At 67.3% G+C, this 18,589-nt stretch carries 15 protein-coding genes; 7 read left to right on the forward strand and 8 right to left on the reverse strand.

Annotation, left to right across the window (positions count from 1 at the left end; genetic code table 11):
* The first annotated feature begins 20 nt into the window (after positions 1-20).
* The 4 genes from HNP46_RS22760 (at position 21) to HNP46_RS22775 (ending at position 4,838) form a co-directional block, all read left to right on the forward strand.
* Positions 21-1,415 (forward strand): amino acid permease, encoded by a 1,395-nt coding sequence (locus tag HNP46_RS22760; RefSeq protein WP_184593494.1) that lies wholly within the window; start codon positions 21-23, stop codon positions 1,413-1,415.
* 80 nt (positions 1,416-1,495) lie between these two features.
* Complete coding sequence (locus tag HNP46_RS22765) at positions 1,496-2,878, forward strand: NAD(P)/FAD-dependent oxidoreductase (RefSeq protein WP_184593496.1); 1,383 nt, start codon at positions 1,496-1,498, stop codon at positions 2,876-2,878.
* A 12-nt stretch (positions 2,879-2,890) separates the two neighbouring features.
* Positions 2,891-3,241: a cupin domain-containing protein gene (locus HNP46_RS22770; protein WP_184593497.1), complete on the forward strand. Its 351-nt coding sequence runs from the start codon at positions 2,891-2,893 to the stop codon at positions 3,239-3,241.
* A gap of 85 nt (positions 3,242-3,326) precedes the next feature.
* A complete protein-coding gene (locus HNP46_RS22775; RefSeq protein ID WP_184593499.1) occupies positions 3,327-4,838 on the forward strand; it encodes a CoA-acylating methylmalonate-semialdehyde dehydrogenase in 1,512 nt (503 codons plus the stop codon).
* Between the two features lie 57 nt (positions 4,839-4,895).
* Here the strand turns inward: HNP46_RS22775 and HNP46_RS22780 are convergent, their stop codons facing one another.
* Positions 4,896-6,338: a PucR family transcriptional regulator gene (locus tag HNP46_RS22780; RefSeq protein WP_184593501.1), complete on the reverse strand. Its 1,443-nt coding sequence runs from the start codon at positions 6,336-6,338 to the stop codon at positions 4,896-4,898.
* 193 nt (positions 6,339-6,531) lie between these two features.
* On the opposite strand from HNP46_RS22780, the gene HNP46_RS22785 reads away from it, so the two are divergent.
* Positions 6,532-8,631, forward strand: coding sequence for a TonB-dependent siderophore receptor (locus HNP46_RS22785; RefSeq protein ID WP_184593503.1), 2,100 nt, complete (start codon positions 6,532-6,534; stop codon positions 8,629-8,631).
* A gap of 178 nt (positions 8,632-8,809) precedes the next feature.
* On the opposite strand, the gene HNP46_RS22790 is transcribed toward HNP46_RS22785, so the two are convergent.
* From HNP46_RS22790 to HNP46_RS22805, 4 genes are all read right to left on the reverse strand, one after another.
* On the reverse strand, positions 8,810-9,325 hold the full coding sequence (locus tag HNP46_RS22790) for a ProQ/FinO family protein (protein WP_184593505.1): 516 nt from the start codon (positions 9,323-9,325) through the stop codon (positions 8,810-8,812).
* Between the two features lie 205 nt (positions 9,326-9,530).
* Positions 9,531-11,912: a TonB-dependent receptor domain-containing protein gene (locus HNP46_RS22795; protein ID WP_184593507.1), complete on the reverse strand. Its 2,382-nt coding sequence runs from the start codon at positions 11,910-11,912 to the stop codon at positions 9,531-9,533.
* Positions 11,913-12,011: 99 nt separating this feature from the next.
* Positions 12,012-12,956, reverse strand: coding sequence for a FecR family protein (locus HNP46_RS22800; protein WP_184593509.1), 945 nt, complete (start codon positions 12,954-12,956; stop codon positions 12,012-12,014).
* 40 nt (positions 12,957-12,996) lie between these two features.
* A complete protein-coding gene (locus HNP46_RS22805; RefSeq protein WP_184593512.1) occupies positions 12,997-13,488 on the reverse strand; it encodes a sigma-70 family RNA polymerase sigma factor in 492 nt (163 codons plus the stop codon).
* Positions 13,489-13,801: 313 nt separating this feature from the next.
* Between HNP46_RS22805 and HNP46_RS22810 the strand changes: the two genes are divergently transcribed.
* Positions 13,802-14,662, forward strand: a complete 861-nt coding sequence (locus tag HNP46_RS22810; protein WP_184593514.1) for an SDR family NAD(P)-dependent oxidoreductase — start codon at positions 13,802-13,804, stop codon at positions 14,660-14,662.
* A gap of 54 nt (positions 14,663-14,716) precedes the next feature.
* Here the strand turns inward: HNP46_RS22810 and HNP46_RS22815 are convergent, their stop codons facing one another.
* Genes HNP46_RS22815 through HNP46_RS22825 form a run of 3 tightly spaced genes read right to left on the reverse strand, consistent with a single transcriptional unit; the run spans position 14,717 to position 17,179 of the window.
* The gene (locus HNP46_RS22815) at positions 14,717-15,598 is read right to left on the reverse strand and encodes a metal ABC transporter substrate-binding protein (protein ID WP_184593516.1); all 882 of its coding nucleotides are present in this window, start codon (positions 15,596-15,598) and stop codon (positions 14,717-14,719) included.
* Between the two features lie 52 nt (positions 15,599-15,650).
* On the reverse strand, positions 15,651-16,517 hold the full coding sequence (locus HNP46_RS22820) for a metal ABC transporter permease (protein WP_184593518.1): 867 nt from the start codon (positions 16,515-16,517) through the stop codon (positions 15,651-15,653).
* The gene (locus tag HNP46_RS22825) at positions 16,514-17,179 is read right to left on the reverse strand and encodes a metal ABC transporter ATP-binding protein (RefSeq protein ID WP_184593520.1); all 666 of its coding nucleotides are present in this window, start codon (positions 17,177-17,179) and stop codon (positions 16,514-16,516) included. The genes HNP46_RS22820 and HNP46_RS22825 overlap by 4 nt, the downstream gene beginning before the upstream one ends.
* A gap of 134 nt (positions 17,180-17,313) precedes the next feature.
* On the opposite strand from HNP46_RS22825, the gene HNP46_RS22830 reads away from it, so the two are divergent.
* Positions 17,314-18,501: an N-acetylmuramoyl-L-alanine amidase gene (locus tag HNP46_RS22830; protein WP_184593522.1), complete on the forward strand. Its 1,188-nt coding sequence runs from the start codon at positions 17,314-17,316 to the stop codon at positions 18,499-18,501.
* The last annotated feature ends 88 nt before the right edge of the window (positions 18,502-18,589 follow it).

Raw genomic sequence — 18,589 nt, forward strand, 5'->3', positions numbered from 1 at the left:
ATAATAAAAGGAGACAACCTGTGCCTATACAGACTGAGCACGACCCGCGCTTGAAGCGTGCCCTCAAGACGCGACACATCAGCATGCTGGCCCTGGGCGGCGTCATCGGCGCCGGGCTTTTCGTCGGCTCCAGCGCGGTAATCGCCGCCACCGGGCCGGGTGCCTTCATCACCTACGCCATCACCGGCATCATCGTTGCGCTGGTGATGCGCATGCTTGGCGAAATGGCTGCCGCGCATCCTGCCAAGGGTTCCTTCGTCGATTACGCGCGCATGGCCTTCGGCCGCCCGGCGGGCTATATGACCGGCTGGTTGTACTGGTACTTCTGGGTGATCGTAGTCGGCTTCGAGGCCGTGGTCGGCGGGCAGATCATCAATGGCTGGTTCCCCGACCTGCCGGTGTGGGCCATCGCCCTCGGGCTGATGGTCGGCATGACGCTGCTGAACCTGATGTCCGTGCATTCCTTTGGCGAGGCCGAGTACTGGTTTGCCGGAGTCAAGGTGGCGGCCATCATCGTCTTCCTGATCGTCGCCGGCGCCTATGCCTTCCACCTCTGGCCGAACTCCACCGCGAGCTTCGCCAACCTCACCGAGCACGGTGGCTTCCTGCCCCACGGCGTGTCCTCGCTGTTCACCGGCGTGGTGGTGGTGATCTTCTCCATGACCGGCGTGGAAGTCGCCACCCTGGCCGCCGCCGAGTCCGAAGACCCCTCGCGCAACATCCGCAAGGCGGTGAACACGGTGATGTTGCGCATCCTGGTGTTCTTCGTGCTGGCGACCTTCTTCATCGTGGTGGCGCAGCCCTGGACCGAGATCAAGGCCGGCAAGTCGCCGTTCGTGGCAACCCTGGAACACATCGGCATCCCCGGCGCCGGCCACATGCTCACCGCGGTGATCCTGGTGGCGGTGCTGTCGGTGCTCAACGCCGGGCTCTACACCTCCTCGCGCCTGCTCTACGTGCTGGCCTCCAACGACGAGGCGCCGCGCTGGATTGCCGCGGTGAGCCGCCGTGGCGTGCCGGTGCGCGGAGTGATCGCTTCGACCCTGGTCGGCTATGGCTGCGTGGTGATCGCGGCGCTCTGGCCGGACACCGTGTTCCAGTTCCTGATCAACTCCTCCGGCACCGTGTTCCTCTTCGTCTACCTGGTGATCTGCCTGTCGCAGCTGAAGCTGCGTCGCCGCTGGGTGGCCGAGGGCAACCTGAAGTTCGCCATGTGGGGCCACCCCTGGCTGCCGTTGCTGGTGACCGCCTCGATCATCGCGGTGCTGGTGAGCATGGCCTTCGACCCGGGCATGCAGATCAGCCTGCTGCAGTGCCTGATCGCCATCGCCGCGATCGCCGCTTCCTACGTGCTGGTGCGCCTGTCCCGCAGCCGCCAGCAGGGCGGGGCGGCCCCGGCGGGCAGCGCTACATAAGCCCGCGCGCAACGCCGCGTAACCCCCATTCGCCGCCGACTCATCACCTGTTCCATGGCCGTCAATTGGAAGCCAAGCCCATGACCGCGAGATTCGATCTGACTCAGTTACCCAACAAGCCCCTGTGGTTCGAACAGGGCCCGTCCCGCGCACCTCTGGAAGGCAGCACGGACGCCGATGTCATCATCGTCGGCGCCGGCTACACCGGCCTGTGGACCGCCTACTACCTGCTCAAGAGCGACCCTTCGCTGCGCGTGGTGCTGCTGGACAAGCGCGAGGTCGGCTTCGGCGCGTCCGGGCGCAACGGCGGCTGGGCCTCGGCGATCTTCCCGATCTCCCTGGAGCGCGTCGCCCAGCTGTACTCCCACGACGCCGCCCTGCAGCTGCAGGCGGCGATGAACGAGACGGTGGACGAGATCGGCCGCGTCCTGGCGCTGGAAGGCGTCGAGGCGGACTACGCCAAGCAGGGCTTCCTCTCCCTGGCCCGCAGCGAGCCGCAACTGGCCCGTGCGCGGGCCACGGTGGAAGGCTCCGCGCGCTTCGGCCTGCCGAACCAGTGGCAACTGCTCAGCGGCAACCAGGCCGCCGCTCGGGTCGGTGCCGAAGGTACGCTGGGTGGGCTCTACACCGAACATTGCGCGCTGATCCATCCCGGCAAGCTGGTGCGCGGCCTCGCCCGGCTGGTGGAGACCCTGGGCGCGACCATCCACGAGCATTCCGCTGTCACCGAGATGGCGCCGGGCGTGGTGCGCACTGCGCGCGGCTCGGTCAAGGCCGGTTTCACGGTGCGTGCCACCGAGGCCTTCACCTCGCAGCAGTCGGGTTTCTCGCGCTTCGTCATCCCGCTGTACTCGCTGGTGCTGGCCACCGAGCCGTTGCCCGTGGAGTTGCGCCGCCAGCTCAACCTCGATCACCGCCTGGCCTTCAACGACATGCGCCACCTGCGCGTCTACGGCCAGGTAACGGCCGAGGGCCGGCTGGTCTTCGGCGGCCGCGGTGCACCTTATCGCTGGGGTTCGCGGATCACCGAAGACGCCGACCTGGTGGACAGCATCCACGGCAAGATCCACCAGACGCTGCTGGAGTTCTTCCCCGCGCTGGGCGACGCCCGCATCACCCATCGCTGGGGCGGCGCGCTGGGTGTGTCGCGTGACTGGTGCCCGACCGTGAGCATCGACCGCGCCAACCGCATCGCCTGGGCCGGCAACTACGTGGGCGACGGCGTGGCCACCAGCAACCTGGCCGGCCGCATCCTGCGCAACCTGATCCAGGGCCGGGACGAGGCGATCAACAGCCTGCCCCTGGTCAACCACCGCTCCCCGTCCTGGGAGCCCGAGCCGCTGCGCTGGCTGGGTGTCAACAGCGGGCTCGCCGCCGCCTCGCTGAGCGACATCGAAGAGCGCGTCACCCATCGACCATCCCGTACCGCGATGCTGCTGGAAAAGCTCACCGGTGCGCACTGACAGGAGTATGCCGTGAGCACTTTCACGATCCTCAAATCCGCCGCCCTGCAAGCGCTGCCGCTGGTCAAGGCCGGCCAGCGCGCTGGCGCCGACCGTGGCGATCCGCAGATCGCCATCCAGCAGCTGGCGCCCGAGGCCACCGGCAACCTCGGCGTCTGGGAATGCCAGCCCGGTGGCTGGCCGGTGGTGAACCGCCCGGATACCGAATTCACCTACATCCTCTCCGGCCGCGCCGTGCTGACCGACGACGCCAGCGGCGAAGCGGTCGAGGTCAGCGGCGGTGACCTGATCATCCTGCCACCGGGCTGGACCGGCCGCTGGGACGTGCTGGAAACCGTGCGCAAGGTCTACGCGATCTACTGAACGCAGCCATTTCACCGACGGGGAATTCACCCAGTCGCCCCGATTTTCCGGGCGCCGTGCAGCGCCCCCTGAACGAGAACCCGCAATGACCAACAGCATCGTCAACTGGATTTCCGGCGCCCGCGTGGAGTCCACCAGCGGCCAGCAACTGCCGGTCTACAACCCCGCCACCGGCGTCGTCACCGGCCAGGTACAGCTGGCCAGTCATGCCGACGTGGATAGCGCCGTGGCTTCGGCCAAGGCCGCGTTCCCGGCCTGGAGCAACCTGTCACCGCTGCGCCGCGCGCGCATCCTCAACCGCTTCCTGGCGCTGCTCAACGAGCATCGCGACGACCTGGCCCGGCTGATCACCGCCGAGCACGGCAAGGTGTTCACCGACGCCCAGGGTGAAGTCACCCGCGGCATCGAGATCGTCGAGTTCGCCTGCGGCGCGCCGCAGCTGCTGAAGACCGATTTCACCGACCAGGTCAGTACCAACATCGACAACTGGACCCTGCGCCAGGCATTGGGCGTGGTGGCCGGCATCACCCCGTTCAACTTCCCGGTGATGGTGCCGATGTGGATGTTCCCCGTGGCCCTGGCCACCGGTAACACCTTCGTGCTCAAGCCGAGCCCCATCGATCCCAGCCCGAGCCTGTTCATCGCCGAGCTGCTCAAGCAGGCCGGCCTGCCCGATGGCGTGTTCAACGTGGTGCAGGGCGACAAGGAAGCGGTCAACGCACTGCTGGAGCATCCGGACGTGCAGGCGGTTTCCTTCGTCGGCTCCACGCCGATCGCCAACCATATCTACGAGACCGGCGCGCGCCACGGCAAGCGCGTGCAGGCCCTGGGCGGGGCGAAGAACCACCTGGTGGTGATGCCCGACGCGGACATCGACCAGGTCGTCGACGCGCTGATCGGTGCCGCCTACGGTTCGGCCGGCGAGCGCTGCATGGCGATCAGCGTGGCGGTGTTCGTTGGCGACGAGACGGCCGAGAAGGTGATGCCGAAACTGATCGAGCGCACCCGCAGCCTGAAGGTGCTCAACGGCACCAACCTCGAGGCCGAGATGGGCCCGATCGTCACCCGTGCCGCGCTGGAGCGCATTACCGGCTACATCGAACAGGGTGTCAAAGAGGGCGCCACGATGCTGGTGGATGGTCGCGGCTTCCATGGCGAAGTGGCCGGCGAGGGTTGTGGCGACGGCTTCTGGCTGGGCGGCACGCTGTTCGACCACGTCACTCCGGACATGCGTATCTACAAGGAGGAAATCTTCGGCCCGGTGCTGGCCTGCATCCGCGTGAAGGATTTCGCCGAGGCGGTGCAGCTGATCAACGACCACGAATTCGGTAACGGCGTCAGCCTGTACACCCGCGACGGCCACGTCGCCCGCGAGTTCGGCCGGCGCATCCAGGTGGGCATGGTCGGCATCAACGTGCCGATCCCGGTGCCCATGGCCTGGCACGGCTTCGGTGGCTGGAAGAAGAGCCTGTTCGGCGACATGCATGCCTACGGCGAGGAGGGCGTGCGCTTCTACACCAAACAGAAGAGCATCATGCAGCGCTGGCCGCAGGCGATCGCCAAGGGCGCCGAGTTCGCCATGCCGACCAGCAACTGACGCGAAGCACCCGTGACACGCGACGGCCCCGTACACTGGTACGGGGCCGTCGTGCTTTCAAGGCTCGAACAGGTCGGCGTTCCTGCCGGCCTGGATGGCGATCCAGAAGCGCGCGATGCCCTGGGTGGTGGTGGGCTTGATGCCGGTGAGCTGTTCCACCAGCTTCAGGCGGTAGACCAGGGTCTGGCGGTGGATGCCCAGGTCGAAGGCGCTGGCCTTCCAGTTGCCGTCGTTGTCCAGGAACCTCAACAGCGTCCTGAGCAGCTCCGCACCCTGGCTGCGGTCGTGCTCGATCAGCGGGCCGAGGTAGCGGCCCACCAGCGCGCGGGCTTCGGCCAGGGACTTGGGCGCCATGATCAGCCCGGTCTCGGCTTCGCCGTAACGCAGGACGACGGCCCCGATATCCTGCGCCTGGGTCAGGGCCAGGCGTGCCTGGCGCACGCTTTCGCGCAGACCGGTAGCGGCGGCGATGGCACCGCTGACGCCGACTACCGTGTCTTCGCCCAGAAGGCTGCGCAGTGCCCGGATGCTGTCGGCGTCGTCACCGATGATCGCCAGCAGCAGACCGTTGTCGTTCAGCAGCAGTGGGCTCGCCTGATGCAGGGCAGGCGCCTGGTGCAGCTCCTCGGCGCTCCAGGTGCCACGCTTGCCTGGCTTGACGGCCAGGCACACCAGGGTGCCGCCCAGGCCGCGCTGTTCGAGCAGGGGCCGGGCCAGGGCGAGTTCGGTTTCGCTTTCCAGCAGGCTGCGCAGCAGCGCAGCGCCTTCTTCGCGCTGCACGTCGCGATGGATCATCAGGCGTTCCAGTTCGACCCCCAGCAGGCCGACCAGGGAGCGCACCAGGATGGGGTCGTCGAGGGTTCTTTCACCCTTGCGGGCGAGCAGCAGGTTGGCGCGGGTGCGCCCGCCGATGGGAATGCGCTCGACCTGTTCCGGAGCCGGCCGGCGCGGGGCGCTGGATTCGACGATGCGCTGGCCGCTGGCGGCGTCCTCGATGGCCAGGCTCAGGTCCAGGGTCGCGGCGAGGATCGACAGTCGTCCGGCCATCTGCGGTTCCTTGCGCAGCGCTTCGGCGTAGGTCTGGAACAACCGCTCGCTGGCGTTGAAGCGCTCGCGCTGGGCCTGCAGCACGCTTTCGATCACATGGTGGGAGAGCTTGTTGAAAGCCAGCTCGAAGCTGCCGAGCAACACCGGGAACAGCAGGCGGTCGGCGGCCTTCAGCAGCTTGGCGGACAGCTCCGGCGCCCCCGGCCTGGGCGCGTACACCAGCGCGCTGGCGTTGCTCTGCACCAATTGCTCGAGCCAGCTCACCTGATCCGCCGCCGCCTGCGGCATGCCCAGGCCGGTGGTCATCACCAGGTCGCCCGGCGAAATCCAGCGCCAGGGGTCCGGCAGATCCACCGCGTGGGCCCAGGTGATCAGTCGGCTGGTGCCGCTCAAGCCTGCAACGCGCTGCAGTTTCAGCGCATCGATTTCGATGAGGTCCTGCACCGTGAGCATGGTGGCCGTGTTCCTGGAAGCGAGCCCGGCATGCTACCGGCTAATGCCGCGGGGAGCCATTTTCCTGGGGCGCCTGGAGAGCCCTTGTATCGCCGTCGATACACAAAAGAGGAGAAATTCGCAAATAGGATGAATTACTATTTGCAAAAAATAATCACTCTCTGCCAAAACTTCCACACAAGGCCGTTCATCCATGAAACCCCGTCTTTCCGCCCTGTTGCTCACCGGAGCCTGTAGCGCCCTGCCTGCGGCTCATGCCGCGGACGATGTATTGAACCTGTCCGACAGCGTGATCCAGGCGCCTGATCGCTCCGAGGCGCCGGCCGAGGGCTACCAGACCAAGCCGTCGCGCAGCACCACGCGGATGAAACTGAGCGACCAGGAGACGCCCCAGGGGGTCACCACCATCACCCGCCAGCAGATCGACGACTTCGGCCTGCACGACGTGCGCGACGCCCTGCGTTCGGCGCCCACAGTCACCGTGGAACAGTTCGAGACCGACCGCACCATCTTCACTTCGCGCGGCTACCAGATCGACACCTTCGAGTACGACGGCATGGGCCTGCCCTTCGCCCAGACGCTGATGGGCGGCGGCCAGGACATGGCCGAGTACGAGCAGGTCGACGTGCTGCACGGCGCCAACGGCCTCATGAGCGGCACCGGCAATCCCTCGGCCACGGTCAACTTCGTGCGCAAGCGTCCGACCGATACCTTCCAGGCCAGGATCGGCAGCAGCGTCGGCTCGTGGGACAACCGTCGCGTCGACGCCGACGTATCCGGCCCGCTGACCGACAGCGGCAACGTACGCGGGCGCTTCATCTACGCCCACGACAAGGGCAACTCCTGGCTCGACCGCTACAGCCACGAAGTCAACGTCGCCGCCGGCCTGCTGGCCTTCGACCTGTCAGCTGCGGACACCCTGACGGTGGGCTTCTCCCAGCACAACACCGACTCCAACGGCACCACCTGGGGCAACCTGCCGCTTGTGGACAGCAGCGGCAACCCGATCCACTACAGCCGCCGCAGCTCCAGCGTCGGCCAGGACTGGACCTACTGGAACCTGCACACCCAGCGCGCCTTCGCCGAGCTCGCCCACGACTTCGGCAACGGCTGGAACGGCAAGCTCACCCTGACCGGCATAACCCAGTACCAGGACACCCAGCTGTTCTACCTCTACGGCATCACCGGCGATACCGGCACCGCCTATGCCAACCAGACCGCCAGCACCCAGCACCAGGTGATCGGCGAGGGCCAGCTGTCCGGTCCGTTCCAGCTGCTGGGTCGCGAGCACGAGCTGACCCTGGGCGTGAACTATGGTCGTACCCACCTCAAGGCCGGCGCCAACACCATCGCCGCCAATGGCTACTACAGCGCCAACCTGTCCGACGCCCTGGCGGGCAACCTGCAGCGTCCGAACCTGGCTTACACCAACGACACCACCAATGCGCAGAACTTCGAGGACAGCCAGAAGAGCGTCTACGCCGGCGCGCGCTTCAGCCTGCTGGACGACCTGCACTGGATCGTCGGTGCGCGCATGCTCAGCGCCGATGGCAGTGGCGACAGCTACGGCGCCGCCCACGACACCCGCGAGCACGGCAAGGTCACCCCGTACACCGGCCTGGTCTACGACCTGAGCCCGGAATGGGCGGTGTATGGCAGCTGGACGCGGATCTTCTCGCCGCAGTACGTGATCGCCACCGACGGCGGCCTGCTCGATCCGCTGGAAGGCACCAGCAAGGAAATCGGCATCAAGGGCAACCTGCGCGACAGCTCGCTGAGCCTCAGCGCCGCGCTGTTCAAGACCGACCAGCGCAATGTCCAGCAGTACGCCGGGCTGGTGGACGGTCACTACGTCTACGACGGCGTCGACAACAAGAGCCATGGCGTCGAGCTGCAGGTTTCCGGCGAAGCGTTGCCGGGCCTGGACCTGCTGGCCGGCTACACCTACGTGCGCATCGATGACGACAATGGCGACCGCACCCGCAAGTACGTGCCCAAGCACACCGTGCGCGGCAGCGCGACCTACCGCCTGCCCGGCCTGCCGCAGGTCAAGGTCGGTTCGCGCATCAGTTGGCAGAGCGGTGTCGAGAGCGACACCTACAGCGCGGTCCGGCAGAACGCCTATGCCCTGGTCGACCTGATGACCAGCTACGACATCGACGCGAACTGGAGCACCTCGCTGAACCTGAACAACCTCACCGACCGCAAGTACCTGCTCTCGCTGGAGAGCGGCAGCACCTCCAACTACGGCGCGCCGCGCAACCTGACGGCCGCGGTGACCTGGAAGTACTGATCGACGGGCAGCCGCGAGCGCCAGGCGTGGGCCTGGTGCTGCAGCGGTAGGCAAGGGGAGCGCCCGCTCCGGATCGAAGCGGGGCGTCGCGACGGCCAGTCACTGGCCGTCGGAGCTTCCTGACCGCCAGCCCATCACATGCTCAGTGAACATGCGAGGAGTTGCCGGTGGACAGGGTTCAGTCCGCGGACTGCGGCGCTTCTTCAGCGGGGGCGGCCGGCGCGGGCTGGGCCTGGGCCTTCGACTTGGCGCGGTTGCGGCGATCCTCGCTGCGTTGCCGCGAGGCCTGGCGCTTCGCGTGCAAGGCCTGGGCAGCGTTCACCGCACCAACGGCCTGGCCGTTCAGGTCCAGGCGTGGCGCATCCGCCACCATGCAGGCCCAGTAGCGGGAACCGCGGCACCAGGCCGCGATGCCCAGCTTGAGCTGTTCGCTGGTCAGGCCCAGTTTCTCCAGGTGCTGCTCGGCGTCCTTGAGGATGCCTTCCTTGAGCGGCACCTTGGGAGCCGGGTTGACCGGGAAGGCCAGGGGGAAATGCTTCTGCAAGCGCCAGATCGCTTCCAGCGCGGGATCCTGCTCACGCGACTTCTGCTGAGGAGAAGGCTTGCGCTTGGGGCGCTGTTCCCTTTCGGTTCTTGCCTGTTCTTTTTCAGCCCGCAGGCGGTCACGCAGACCCGCTAGTTGTTCAAAACCCATCGTTCAATTCACAGCTTCGACGTTGATGACGTGGTGCAAGCTTATTCCATGTCTGGCGTCGGAGCACCTGAATCCGTGCAATTCGCCTGTGGACCAGACGGGAGAGGCGGCTACTGGAGGTGGCTTGCCGCCCTCGGCGAGCGCTACCGCGCGGCGCAAGGCCGCGGATTCCCTCCAGTGCCGCCCCTTCGTCGGCGAACTGCGCTCAGAGGTCGTATTGCAGCGCCACGGTGAACGTACGGGGCGCGCCGACGTCGACGAAGTCGCCGCTGCGATCGTTGGTGATGTAGTCCTTGTCGAAGAGATTCTTCACGTAGCCCGACAGCGTCAGGCCATGGCCCAGCTGATACTCGGTGTTCAGGTTGACCAGCGTGTAGTAGTCGCTCTTGCGCTGATGGACCACCTGGCCGTTGTCAGCGAGCTGGTATTCCGACGGCGCGCCGTCCTGGTAGAGAAGGTCGCTGCCCAGGCTCAGGCCATTGGCGAAGCGATAGACGATCCCGGCAGACGCCTTGTACTTGGGCGAGTAGAGGAACGATTTTCCGCCCAGGTCGGTCTCGCCGATCATGAAGTCGCGGTAGCGACCGTCGGTATAGGCCAGGCCGGCGTTGAGGCTGAGGCTGCTGCCGAAGTCCTTTTCGAGGAAGGTTTCCAGGCCGCGGATGGTGCTTCGGCCGGCGTTGTAGACCTGGAAGAAATTGCCCGAGCTGTCGAGCATGCTGACCTGCTGATCCTTCCACTGGGTGTAGTAGAGGTTGGCGCGCAGCCGCAGGGTGCGCTCCTGCCAGGCGCCCCGGTAGGACAGCTCGTAGTTGGTGGTGTATTCCGGGTCATAGGCCGCATGGCCGCCGCCGGCACGGACGTTGACGCCACCGCCGCGATAGCCTTTCTGCACCATCACGCCGAGGTATTGGTTGGCCGCCAATTCGTGGTCGAGACCAAGCTTTGGCAGGAATGCGCTGAAGCGCTTGGAGGCGTCGCCGGGACTGGAAAAGTCGTCCTGGTCGACCCGGGTGTCGTTGTGTTCGCTGTCCAGGCGTGCGCCGGTGATCAGCGTCCAGCCGGGCTGGAAGGTCCAGTTGAGTTCGCCGAACAGCGCGCGGTTGTCGATGCGCGTATCGCCTTGCACGGTGCCGAACGGGGCGCCGTCGGAGGTCAGCAGGTCGTGGTAGTCGTTGCGCGTGTGGCCGTAGTACAGGCCGACGAAACCGCGCAGGTCGGTCGCCTCGTAGCCCAGCCGGAGCTCCTGGCTGAACATCCGGGTGTCCTGGCTGCGGATCGCCTCCATGAGGTCGCTCGAGGTCTGGTCGAAATCCAGCAGGGCGTTGTAGTCCGAGCGGGTGATGGCGGTCAGGGAGGTCAGCGTCCAGGCGTCGTCCAGGCGGTAGTCGATCTTCGCCGTGCCGGTGTCCTGGCGCATCTTGTCGTAGGCGCTGGAGTTCTCGTCGATGCGGTAGAAGCGTACGCGTCCGTCCTGGCGGGTGGAGGCGTTCACTCCCTGGCGGTTTTCGCTGTGGGCATAGCCCAGCAGCACGTCCATGTCGTCATTGGGCAGGAACAGCAGCTTGCCGCGCACGTTGCTGTTGCGCTGGATGTTGGCATCGTCGTTGGTGGCGAGGTTCTCGATGTAGCCGTCGCTTTGCTGGTAGTCCACGGCGATGCGTCCGGCGAGTACCCCCTCCATCAGGGCTCCGCCGGCGGCTGCGGCGGCGCCGCGGGTGCCGTAGTCGCCGACATTGGTGCGCACCGACGCCGATGGCGTGAAGCTCGGGTTGCGGGTCTGCACCACCACCGCGCCGGCCAGCGAGTTGCGGCCCTGGGTGGTCGACTGCGGCCCCATCAGCACCTCGACCTGCTCGATGTCCCACAGCGGCAGCGGACTCAGAGTCAGTGCCCGGTTGGGCAGTTGCGCGCCGTCGACGAAGACCGACACCGCCCCGTTCAGCGTGGCCGGTCCCTGGTCGTCGAAGCCCGATACCGGGACCCCGCGAATCCCCCAGTTCTTGTTGCCCGGCTGCGTGTAGACGCCAGGAGTGCGGGCGAAGACGTCGTTCAGGGTGTTGTCGCCATGCTCGGCGAAGTCCGCCGCGCCGTTGACCACCACGCTGGTCTGGGTTTGTTCCAGGGTGCGATTGATCTTCTCCCCAGAGATCACCACGGGAGCCATTTCCAGCGGGCTGTCGGGAGCGCCCGCGGCTTCCTCGCGACCTTGCAGGGTCACGCTGCGCTGATCGGTGAAGCGGAACGACAGTCCGGAGCCGGCGAGAATCTGCGCCAGCGCCTGCTCCCGCGTCAGCCTGCCGGTGGCCGGGCCGGAGCGCAGTCCCTGGGTGAGGCCGGCCGGGTAGAGCACCTGGACGTTCGTGGCTATGCCATAGGCCGCCAGGGCATCGTCGAGCGACATGGCGGGGATGGCGAAGTCCAGCTCCTGCGCGCGGGTCGTGCCGGCGCCCGGCGGTTCGGCTGCCGTGGCGGGCTGGATGACCAGCGCCGAGCAACCGAGCAGTGCGCTCAGGGCCCAGGAGCCAGGGGTGAAGGACAGTCGTTGCGCAGGAGCACGGAGTTTCGATGCAGATGGCTTTGCCATGTTTTCCCCAGGTGGCAGCAATAGGTAAGTGCAGCTGAAAAGCATTCCTATCTGAAAGACGCTGCCCGATTGCCCGACCCGCAATCGCCGGAGAGATTTTTATCGGAGCACGATGATTCCGCCGGGAAGCCGGGTGGCGGAGAGCTGCAGGCTGCTTTCGATGTGCTGCAGCACTTCGTCGGGACGTTGCAGGTGGAAGACGCCGCTGACGGGGGCGGCCGCCACCCGGGTATCGGCAATGAGGATATGCCCCTGGCGGTAGCGGTTCAGCTCGTCGACCAGATCTTGCAAGGGACGGAACTTGAAGACCAGCAGGTTCTGCCGCCAGGCCAGGGCCTGTTCGCCATCCACCGGGGCCACTGCGGAGGCACCGCGGCGGCCGTAGGCCAGTTGCTCGCCGGCGCGTACCAACACTGGCGCCGCCTGGACCGGCTGTACCTGCACCGCGCCCTGGGTGCAGGTCACCTGGATATCGTCGTTGCGATAGCGGACTTCGAAGACGGTACCCACGGCGGTCACGCTGCCGCCCTGGGCGCTGACGACGAAGGGACGGGCAGGATCGTGACGGACATGGAACACCGCCGCACCATCCCCCAGGGAAACACGCCGTTGGCCAGGGGTGAAGTCCACGCTGATGCGGGTTTTCGCGTCGAGCTCGACGGTGCTGCCGTCCTCCAGGGTGATCTGCTGATGCTCGCCAAGGCCGGTGTGGTGATCGGCCAGCAGGGCAAGGCCGCTGGGCAGCACGCCGACCCGGATCGCCGCCGACACTCCCAGCGCCAGGCACGCGGCGGCGAGGCCGCCGACCAGGAGGCGGCGCAGCGGGCGGCGCGCTCTGCTGGCTGCCGGCAGTTGACCGGCAAGCTTCCAGAGTCTGGCGGCGTCCTGGTACGCGGCGGCATGCTGCGGGCTCTGTGCGCACCAGTCCTTCAACGCCCGCGCATCCTCCACCGTCGCCTCTCCCGAGGTCAGGCGGACGACCCAGGCATTGGCCTGGCTCGCGAGGCTATCGGATTGCTCTGTCAGAGGGGATGACTGATTCATGGGCGCGCACTATGGGAAGGGGACACTGTACATGAGCTGGCTAGCGAAGCCTCTGTTCGCCGGTCATCTGCTGCAACCTGGCCAGGCAGTAATCGAGCGCCCGCTGGATCTCCAGCTCGACAGTACGAAGACTGACGCCGAAGTGGCTGGCGAGCTGTTTGTGGGGCAGGCCTTCCACCCGTGCCGCGAGGAACAGCTCGCGTCGGCGCACGGGCAGCTCCTTGAGGATTTCCGTCAGTCGCTCCAGGGCCTGGCGATCGGCGACCTGCTGCTCGACGCCGGGAGCCTCGTCGGGCACATCCAGCAACGCGTCGATCTCGGTGGCGTCGAGCAGTCGCCGCGAGTTGGCGCGTGAATCGTCGATCGCCAGGTTGGCGGCCATGCGCCGCAGGTAGGCGGCGGGATTCGCCACGGCATCGCTGGCCTGCGCCCGATTGAGTTTGAGCCAGGCTTCCTGCAGCAGGTCTTCGGCGGTGTCGGCGCAACCGGTGCGCCCGGTCAGGTAGCGGGCCAGGGTCTTGCGCTCAGCCACGAAGCACGCGAGGAGCGATGAGGATTTCTGCTTCATGGCTGGCGGTGGCCGAAGAGGGGTAGGGGAAGTGCAGATGGGAAGTATTCTCAAAATACTCCGGGAACCCGGTCGTTGGCAATCCAGACGATGCGGTGGCGGGGCAGTGCCTGCCGTGCAATCAGTGGGCGGCCTGACTATCCGTCCCGGCCTGCCCGCCAGGGGCCGGAGTTCAGGCGCTTCCTCGGCCGCAGAGCCAGCCGATTGGCCTGCGCGGACATCGGGCCGACCGCGCGGCGCGCACTAGACTGCGGCTACCCAACACAAGGAGTGGCGCATGACTTACGACAACCAAGTGGTCTGGATCACCGGGGCCTCCTCGGGCATTGGCGAGGCCCTGGCCCGCCTGCTGCTGCAACAGGGCGCAAGGGTCATCCTCTCCGGCCGGCGCGAAGCCGCGCTGCAGGCGGTGGCCGAGCAGGCGCCGCAGCGCGCCCTGGTGCTGCCCTTCGAAAGTACCGACTACGCCGCGTTGCCGCAGGTGGTCGAGCAGGCCTGGGCCTGGCAGGATCGGATCGACTGCCTGATCAACAATGCCGGTGTCAGCCAGCGCAGCCTGGCCCTGGATACCCGCCTGGAGGTCTATCGCGAACTGATGGAGGTCGACTACCTGGCGCCGGTGGCCCTGACCCAGCTGCTGCTGCCGCGTCTGGTCGAGCAGGGCGGGGGCCAGCTGGCGGTGGTCAGCTCGGTGGCCGGCAAGGTCGGCGCCCCGTTGCGCACCGGCTACTGCGGCGCCAAGCACGCCGTGGTCGGCTATTTCGAGGCCTTGCGCGCCGAGGTCGAACAGGCCCACGGCATCCGCGTCAGCGTGATCCTGCCCGGCTCGGTGCGCACCGGCGTGGCGGTCAATGCGCTGAGCGGTGACGGCGCCCGTCGCGGTCGCTCCGACGTCAACATCGACAACGGCATGCCCGCCGAAGAAGCCGCGCGGCGCATCGTCGAGGGCCTGGCGGCCGGCCAGCGCAGCATCGAAGTGGTGGAGGGCACCGAGAAGATCGCCCTGCACCTGCGCGTTGCCGACCCGGAGCGGCTGTTCACCCTCACCGCCGCCGAAGGCGCGCGCCTGGCCGAGGAGCGCGCCCGCAACGGCCGGGCCGATATCGATCCGGGAGCGGTGCAGCGCCTGGAAAGCTGAGCGGCGCTGCGGGACGGCTCGGCTCAGGGCGAGCCGGTCGGTGGCTGGTAGCGGTCAGTGCCTGGTAGCAGTCAGTGCCTGGTAGAGGGTATCGACGTTGTCGCGATACAGCCCCAGGTAGGTGCTGGCCGGCCCCTCGCTGGCGAGCGCGTCGGAGTGCAGCGTGCCGCCGATCTTCGCGCCGCTTTCCTCGGCGATCTGGCGCATCAGCCGCGGGTCCTTGATGTTCTCCACGAACACCGCGCGGATGTGCTGCTCGCGGATTTGCCGGATCAGTGCGGCGACCTCGGTGGCCGACGCCTCGCGTTCGGTGGAGAGCCCCTGGGGCGCCAGCAACTGGAGGCCGTAGGCCTGGCCGAGGTAACCGAAGGCGTCGTGGGAGGTCACCAGGCTGCGACGGTCGGCAGGTAGCTTGCCGAGTTTTTCCCTGGCGTAGGCCAGCAGGTCGTGCGCCTGCGCCAGGTAGGCCGCGGCGTTCTGCTGGTACTCGGCGGCGTTGGCCGGGTCCAGCTGCTTCAGCGCCTGGGTGATGTTCCTGACGTAGAGGTCGGCGTTCGCCAGGTTGTTCCAGGCGTGCGGGTCGGGAATGGTCTGGCCGTCTTCTTCGAGGCTGCGCGGGATCACCCCGGTGCTGGCCTGGATCACCAGGGCGCGGCTCTCGGTGCTTTTCACCAGGCGATCGAGCCAGGGCTCGAAGCCCAGGCCGTTCTCGATCACCAGTTGCGCGGAGCGCACCGCACGTGCGTCGTCCGGGCTGGTCTCGTAGGTATGCGCATCGCTGTCCGCGCCGACCATGTTGGTCAGCTGGATATGCTCGCCGCCGATGTGGCGGGTGATGTCGGCGAGGATGCTGAAACTGGTCACCACCTTGAGCTTCTCGGCGGCTGACAGCGGGAGGGATAGGCAGAACGCACACAGCAGGATCAGGAGGCGCATGGTACTTCGTTCCTCGGGATAGTTCAGGGGTTGGTTCAGGGGATGGATGGGTTCATTGCGGAACGGGCAGCAGCCCCCGACGCAGCAGGCCGTGCACCGGGCCGAACAGGACGGAGAGCAGGTAGAACAGCCCGGCGAGCATGACGATCGCCGGGCCGCTGGGCAGCGACCAGGCATAGGACGCCGCCAGGCCCAGCCAGACCGCCAGCGCGCCGAGGCCGGCCGCCAGCGCCAGAAGGATCGGCAGGCGGCGACTCCAGAAGCGCGCGGCGGCGGCTGGCAGCATCATCAGGCCGACCATCATCAGCGCGCCGATGGCCTGGAAGCCGATCACCAGGTTGAGCACCACCGTGCCCAGGAAGATGCCGTGGGCGAACGGGCCGAGCCGGCTGACGCTGCGCAGGAACAGCGGGTCGAGGCTGTCCAGCAGCAGGCTGCGATAGATCAGCGCGAGCACGCCCAGGCTCAGGGCAGCGACGCCGAGCATACCCAGCAGCGTGGTGCGGTCCACGGCCAGCGCCGAGCCGAACAGCAGCTCCAGCAGGTTCAGGCGCTTGCCGGCCAGCCCGAGCAGCAGCACCCCGCAGGCCAGCGAGATGGGGTAGACCGCGGCGAGGCTGGCGTCTTCCCGCAGTCCGGTATGACGCGTCACCCAGGCCGCCAGGCCGGCGACCGCAAGCCCGGCGCCGAGGCCGCCGAAGGTCAGCGCCGGCAGCGACAGCCCGGCCAGCCAGAAGCCGATGGCGGCGCCCGGAAGGATGCCGTGGGCAATGGCGTCACCGATCAGGCTCATCCGCCGCAGGATCAGGAACACGCCCAGGGGCGCGGCGCTCAGGGCCAGGGCGATGCCGCCCAGCAGAGCCCTGCGCATGAAGGCGAACTCGACGAAGGGCTGCCACAGGGCGTGCAGGGCCATCATGCCTCCTGCAACCGTTGGCGCGGGACGATCAGTTCCGCGCTGGAGCCGTAGCGACAGCCCTCGGCGGCGATGCGCAGGCAGTCGGGCACGCGTTCGCGCACCGTCGCCAGGTCATGGCAGACCAGTACCAGGGTGCGGCCCTCGCGGTGCCAGTGGCGAATCTGCTGCCAGAGCAGTTCCTGGCTGGGTTCGTCGAGGCAGGCATCGGGCTCGTCGAGCAGCAGCAGCGGCGCCTCCAGCAGGCTCAGGCGGGCCAGCAGCGCGCGTTGCAACTGGCCGCCGGAAAGGGCGGCCAGGGGCCGCTGCTCAAGGCCTTCGAGATGCCAGAGGGCGAGGACCTCGCGCAGCTTTTCCCGGCGCCTGGCGGTGTCCAGCGAGCTGTTCCAGAAGCCGGCGCCGACCAGCTCGCCGAGGCTGATGGGGAACTGTCGGTCGAGCGCCTGCTGCTGCACCAGATAACCGATTTGCCGCGGGCGGACGGCAACCTTGAGCTTGCCTGCCAGGGGCTTCTGCAGGCCGGCGAAGACTTTCAGCAGGCTGCTCTTGCCGCAGCCGTTCGCGCCGATCAACGCGGTCAGGCTGCCGCTGGCCAGCTGCAGCTCCAGCGGCGGTGTCAGCGGCAGCCGGAGAGGGCCCCACTGCAGGGATTGGCAATCGATCATGTGGATTTCCAGCTTATTGGGAGGGGGCAGAGAGGCAGTTGAGTTCGGTTGCGCTGACGGTGCGATCACATTGAGATTTTGAGATGTTATAAAGTAACATAAAATTTCCTGCCTTCCGTTGCAACCCTTCCCAGATGAACAGACGTCGATTGCTTCAGAGCCTGCTCGCCAGCGCTGCCTGGCTTCCTTCCCTTGCGGCCTTTGCTGGCACCCGCGTGCTGGATGCACGGGTTTTCCAATCCGGAGGCGGCCTGCGCCTGGTGGTCGACCTGGATGGGCCGTTCCACTTCCGCACCTTCGCGCTGTCGGCGCCGGAGCGCCTGGTGGTCGATCTGGAAGGTGCGCATCCTGGCGCGGACCTCAGTCACCTGAAACTGCCCGGTGGCCTGCTCAAGGACCTGCGCAGCGGTAACCAGGGCACGGGGTTGCGCCTGGTGCTCGACGTCACCGAGCCGGTGGACGTCAATGCCTTCGCCCTGGCACCGGAAGGCGGCAAGGGCCACCGGCTGGTGCTCGACCTGCGAGCCAGAGCCACCAGGGCCGTGGCCGCCGGCGCCGCGCAGAAAGTCCTGAATGGAGGGCGCGACATCGTCGTGGTGGTCGACGCCGGCCACGGCGGCAAGGACCCCGGCGCCCTCGGCTCGAAGGGCGAGCGGGAGAAGGACGTCGCCCTGCTGATCGCGCAGAACCTGGCCCGGCGCATCGATTGCCAGCCGGGCTTCAAGGCACGCCTGGTGCGTAACGTCGATGTGTTCATCCCGCTGCGCCAGCGGGTGGAAGTGGCCCGGCGCTGCAATGCCGACATGTTCGTCTCGGTGCATGCGGACGCGGCGCCCAGGCGCTCGGCTTCCGGGGCCTCGGTGTATGCGCTGTCCGAGCACGGCGCCAGTTCGACCCTGGCGCGCTTCATGGCCCAGCGCGAGAACGGCGCGGACCTGATCGGCACCTCCAGCAATCTCCCGCTCAAGGGCAAGGACCCGGCGCTGGCCGGGGTGATCCTCGACATGTCGATCAACGCCACCATCGCTTCCAGCCTGGACCTTGGGCACAGCGTGCTGCGCAGCCTGGGCGGCATTACCCGCCTGCACCAGCAGCGTGTGGACCAGGCCGGATTCGCGGTACTCAAGTCGCCGGATATCCCGTCGATCCTCGTCGAGACCGGGTTCATCTCCAACGATGCCGACTGCCGCCGGCTGCACGACAGCCGGCACCAGCAGCAACTGGCCGAAGCCATCTTCAGCGGCCTGCAGGGCTACTTCGTGCAGCGGCCGCCCCAGGACAGCCTGCTGGCCAGCCTGGTGCGGGACGGTCGCTCAGGCTGAAGGGGTATCAGCAGCGCCAGGTCAATGTCAGGGAGGCGCCGGTTGCCCCCTGGGAAAGGTGACAACCGGCGAGGTGCAGCGCTCACGG

This window comes from Pseudomonas nitroreducens, assembly GCF_014204515.1.
Classification (GTDB): domain Bacteria; phylum Pseudomonadota; class Gammaproteobacteria; order Pseudomonadales; family Pseudomonadaceae; genus Pseudomonas; species Pseudomonas nitritireducens_A.